We start from the raw sequence: 5,506 nt of genomic DNA on the forward strand, positions 1-5,506 counted from the left end.
TGGGAGTGGTTGTTTTGGAAGCTTTGGGTGCGGGGACAGGATTTGAACCTGTGACCTTCAGGTTATGAGCCTGACGAGCTACCGGGCTGCTCCACCCCGCGGCAAAGCCTAGAGCGGACATCGTGAATTGAAGGGTTCTGGATCCTGATCCGCTTGGTAGACCTGGCGGCGACCTACTCTCCCGCGCCTTAAGACGAAGTACCATTGGCCCTGAGGAGCTTAACGACCGAGTTCGGGATGGGATCGGGTGGGGACTCCTCGGCATAACCACCAGGTCAACGAAGCGGATCAGATTGAGAAGACATCGCCGCCTGAAAGGCGCGCAATTCATGAGTTTTGATAAGAACGATCAAGCCGATCGAGCGATTAGTACCAGTAAGCTCCATGCCTCGCGGCACTTCCACACCTGGCCTATCAACGTGGTGGTCTACCACGGCTCTCGGCGAAGCCTTGTTTTGAGGTTAGTTTCCCGCTTAGATGCTTTCAGCGGTTATCTATTCCACACTTAGCTACCCTGCTGCGCGGCTGGCGCCACGACAGGTCCACCAGAGGTGTGTCCATCCCGGTCCTCTCGTACTAGGGACAGATCCTCTCAAGCTTCGTACACCCACGGCAGATAGGGACCAAACTGTCTCACGACGTTCTGAACCCAGCTCACGTACCACTTTAATCGGCGAACAGCCGAACCCTTGGGACCTGCTCCAGCCCCAGGATGTGATGAGCCGACATCGAGGTGCCAAACTTTGCCGTCGCTGTGGACGCTTGGGCAAAATCAGCCTGTTATCCCTAGAGTACCTTTTATCCGTTGAGCGATGGCCCTTCCATACAGAACCACCGGATCACTATGGCCGACTTTCGTCTCTGTTCGACTTGTCAGTCTCACAGTCAGGCGGGCTTATGCCATTGCACTCGACGAGCGATTTCCGACCGCTCTGAGCCCACCATCGCGCGCCTCCGTTACACTTTGGGAGGCGACCGCCCCAGTCAAACTGCCCGCCACGCCATGTCCCGGATCCGGATAACGGACCGCGGTTAGACGTCAACGACAACAAGGGTGGTATTTCAAGGTTGGCTCCACCAGAGCTGGCGCCCCGGTTTCATAGCCTCCCACCTATCCTACACATGTTGTCGCTAACGCCAAGGCGAAGCTGCAGTAAAGGTTCATAGGGTCTTTCCGTCTGACCGCGGGAACCCCGCATCTTCACGGGGAATTCAATTTCGCTGAGCCTATGCTGGAGACAGTGGGGAAGTCGTTACGCCATTCGTGCAGGTCGGAACTTACCCGACAAGGAATTTCGCTACCTTAGGACCGTTATAGTTACGGCCGCCGTTTACCGGGGCTTCAATTCGGAGCTTGCACCCCTCCTTTTAACCTTCCGGCACCGGGCAGGCGTCAGACCCTATACTTCACCTTACGGTTTAGCAGAGCCCTGTGTTTTTGATAAACAGTCGCTACCCCCTGGCCTGTGCCACTCATTCTTGCTTGCGCAAGGTGAGTCACGCTTATCCCGAAGTTACGCGTGCAATTTGCCGAGTTCCTTCAGCATAGTTCTCTCAAGCGCCTTGGTATGCTCTACCAGTCCACCTGTGTCGGTTTCGGGTACGGTCTCTGTTGGAGTTATTTCCAGGAACACCTTCACTGCCGGGAGCAATCCAATAAGCCCCGACAATACACGGCATTCGTCACTTCCAACTGGCCCAGGAATATTTACCTGGTTCCCATCGATTACGCCTTTCGGCCTCACCTTAGGGGCCGGCTAACCCTGCGCAGATTAACTTTACGCAGGAACCCTTGGACTTTCGGCGAGAGTGTCTCTCACACTCTTTGTCGCTACTCATGTCAGCATTCTCACTTCCGATACCTCCAGCTGGCCTCACGACCAACCTTCACAGGCTTACGGAACGCTCCGCTACCGCGTGCTTACGCACACCCATACCTTCGGCGACTGGCTTGAGCCCCGTTACATTTTCCGCGCAGGATCGCTTGACCAGTGAGCTGTTACGCTTTCTTTAAATGATGGCTGCTTCTAAGCCAACATCCTGGTTGTCAAAGCAATCCCACATCGTTTCCCACTTAGCCAGTACTTGGGGGCCTTAGATGATGGTTAGGGTTGTTTCCCTTTTCACGACGGACGTTAGCACCCGCCGTGTGTCTCCCGGATAGTTCTCTTGGGTATTCGGAGTTTGGTTAGAATTGGTAGATCTCGCGACCCCCGCATCCATCCAGTGCTCTACCCCCCAAGGAATTCGTCCGAGGCTCTACCTAAATAGATTTCGCGGAGAACCAGCTATGTCCAGGTTTGATTGGCCTTTCACCCCTATCCACAAGTCATCCCAGACCTTTTCAACGGGCACGGGTTCGGTCCTCCAGCTGGTGTTACCCAGCCTTCAACCTGCTCATGGATAGATCACCTGGTTTCGGGTCGTCATGCGACGTACTTATTCGCCCTATTCAGACTCGCTTTCGCTGCGCCTACACCTAACGGCTTAAGCTTGCACGGCACATGAAGTCGCTGACCCATTATACAAAAGGTACGCCGTCACCACGCGAGGTGGCTCCGACTGCTTGTAGGCTTCCGATTTCAGGTTCTATTTCACTCCCCTTGTCGGGGTGCTTTTCACCTTTCCCTCACGGTACTTGTTCACTATCGGTCACTGAGGAGTACTTAGGCTTGGAGGATGGTCCCCCCATGTTCAGACAGGATTTCACGTGTCCCGCCCTACTCGAGTCTGTCGCTAATTGACGCCTACGGGGCTATCACCCGCTATGGCCGACCTTTCCAAGTCGTTCGGCTTTATGTCACGACAGCACTGGCCTGGTCCCGTTTCGCTCGCCACTACTACGGGAGTCTCGGTTGATGTCCTTTCCTCCGGGTACTGAGATGTTTCAGTTCCCCGGGTTTGCTCAATGAACCCTATGTATTCAGGTCATTGTACCTTTGAACGACCTACGAACCAGAACTCCAGCCGAAGCTGAAGTTCACATTCGCAGACCGTAAAGGTGGGTTTCCCCATTCGGAAATGTCCGGATCAAAGGGTGCTCGCGCCTCCCCGGACCTTATCGCAGCGTGCCACGTCCTTCATCGCCTCTCAGTGCCAAGGCATCCGTCAGAAGCCCTTATGCGCTTGATCGTTCTCAGCAAAACTCATGCGTGGGGACGATGCCGACCGGACTTAAGAAACCCGGACAGCGCCCACACATGCGCTTTGTATTTCAGACTTGATGTCTTCTCGGATCCGTCCTCCAAGCGCAGGGGGCGCCGGACGAACCCTTCAATTCACGATGTCAGATGCCACCGCACCGGCCGAAGCCAGGTGGATGGAAACTCGTAATGCTTACCCGATCGCGCGGGAGGTCCTCACTTCAGAGAGGATGGTGGAGCCAGACGGGATCGAACCGACGACCTCATGCTTGCAAAGCACGCGCTCTACCAACTGAGCTATGGCCCCTAAATCCATAGAGGCGGCCACAGCTGGGAGCCGTCATCGATCCGTCGTCCGCCCGCCCGAGGGTCACACAATGGAAGAAGTGTGGTGGGCCCAGGCAGACTCGAACTGCCGACCTCACGCTTATCAGGCGTGTGCTCTAACCAACTGAGCTACAGGCCCTTGAAGCGGTCCGCTCAAACGCCCGCCCACATATGGACCTGGCGCCTGAATGCGCGATCGCACCGTCTGCCTAGCCGGCAGCGGTGTAAGCGGAAAGAGAAACGGAGACGGCGACGTCCCGCACCTGTTTAGGTGTCTTTGGAAGACCAATAGGAAGCGTGAGCGTCCTGGAGGTCCATCCTTAGAAAGGAGGTGATCCAGCCGCAGGTTCCCCTACGGCTACCTTGTTACGACTTCATCCCAGTCGCTGACCCTACCGTGGTCGGCTGCCTCCATTGCTGGTTAGCGCACCGCCTTCGGGTAAAGCCAACTCCCATGATGTGACGGGCGGTGTGTACAAGGCCCGGGAACGTATTCACCGCGGCATGCTGATCCGCGATTACTAGCGATTCCGACTTCATGCACTCGAGTTGCAGAGTGCAATCCGAACTGAGACGACTTTTAGGGATTAGCTCACCTTCGCAGGGTTGCAACCCTCTGTAGTCGCCATTGTAGCACGTGTGTAGCCCACCCCGTAAGGGCCATGAGGACTTGACGTCATCCCCGCCTTCCTCCGGATTAGCTCCGGCAGTCCCACTAGAGTGCCCAACTTAATGCTGGCAACTAATGGCGAGGGTTGCGCTCGTTGCGGGACTTAACCCAACATCTCACGACACGAGCTGACGACAGCCATGCAGCACCTGTGTCCTGGTCCCCGAAGGGAAAACCGGATCTCTCCGGCGGTCCAGGCATGTCAAAAGGTGGTAAGGTTCTGCGCGTTGCTTCGAATTAAACCACATGCTCCACCGCTTGTGCGGGCCCCCGTCAATTCCTTTGAGTTTTAATCTTGCGACCGTACTCCCCAGGCGGAGTGCTTAATGCGTTAGCTGCGTCACCGACATGCATGCATGCCGACAACTAGCACTCATCGTTTACAGCGTGGACTACCAGGGTATCTAATCCTGTTTGCTCCCCACGCTTTCGCGCCTCAGCGTCAGTATCGGGCCAGTGAGTCGCCTTCGCCACTGGTGTTCCGCCGAATATCTACGAATTTCACCTCTACACTCGGCATTCCACTCACCTCTCCCGAACTCAAGACAGCCAGTATCAAAGGCAGTTCCAAGGTTGAGCCCTGGGCTTTTACCTCTGACTAAACTGTCCGCCTACGCGCCCTTTACGCCCAGTAATTCCGAGCAACGCTAGCCCCCTTCGTATTACCGCGGCTGCTGGCACGAAGTTAGCCGGGGCTTCTTCTCCGGGTACCGTCATTATCTTCCCCGGTGAAAGAATTTTACAATCCTAAGACCTTCATCATTCACGCGGCATGGCTGCGTCAGGCTTTCGCCCATTGCGCAAGATTCCCCACTGCTGCCTCCCGTAGGAGTCTGGGCCGTGTCTCAGTCCCAGTGTGGCTGATCATCCTCTCAGACCAGCTATGGATCGTCGGCTTGGTGGGCCTTTACCCCACCAACTACCTAATCCAACGCGGGCCGCTCCAATGGCGATAAATCTTTCCCCCGAAGGGCTCATCCGGTATTAGCACAAGTTTCCCTGTGTTGTTCCGAACCAAAGGGCACGTTCCCACGCGTTACTCACCCGTCCGCCACTGCTCCGAAGAGCCGTTCGACTTGCATGTGTTAGGCCTGCCGCCAGCGTTCGCTCTGAGCCAGGATCAAACTCTCAGGTTGAGTTGACGTTCTGACTTTCTGCGTAACCGATCTACTCGAGATCGGCTGGCTATAGTCTGCGTAGTTCTTGACGAGTTCCCACAAATCATAGCCGAACCGAAGTCCGACCATATTCATGGTGTCTTCAAGAGACCGCAGTCACAGTCAGCGTCGAGATAGCCTGGTTAAGACTATCGCCAGGACGCCGCCGCCTGCGTTTCTCTTTCCTATTCAACGATGTCAAAGACCCG

General features: G+C 55.7%; 3 tRNA genes and 3 rRNA genes. All 6 read right to left on the minus strand.

The window, feature by feature from the left end:
- Positions 1-24 precede the first annotated feature (24 nt).
- The 6 genes from ACODSY_RS25950 to ACODSY_RS25975 all read right to left on the minus strand — a co-directional run bounded on the left by ACODSY_RS25950 (position 25) and on the right by ACODSY_RS25975 (position 5,276).
- Positions 25-101 (minus strand) — tRNA-Met (locus ACODSY_RS25950).
- Positions 102-160: 59 nt separating this feature from the next.
- Positions 161-275 (minus strand): 5S ribosomal RNA (rrf, locus tag ACODSY_RS25955).
- A 70-nt stretch (positions 276-345) separates the two neighbouring features.
- A 23S ribosomal RNA gene (locus ACODSY_RS25960) occupies positions 346-3,132 on the minus strand.
- A gap of 242 nt (positions 3,133-3,374) precedes the next feature.
- Positions 3,375-3,450, minus strand: a tRNA-Ala gene (locus ACODSY_RS25965).
- Between the two features lie 82 nt (positions 3,451-3,532).
- Positions 3,533-3,609, minus strand: a tRNA-Ile gene (locus tag ACODSY_RS25970).
- Positions 3,610-3,794: 185 nt separating this feature from the next.
- Positions 3,795-5,276, minus strand: a 16S ribosomal RNA gene (locus tag ACODSY_RS25975).
- The 16S, 23S and 5S rRNA genes sit together here with 3 tRNA genes alongside, the layout of an rRNA operon.
- Between the last annotated feature and the right edge of the window lie 230 nt (positions 5,277-5,506).

The organism is Phenylobacterium sp. FG114 (assembly GCF_057809855.1).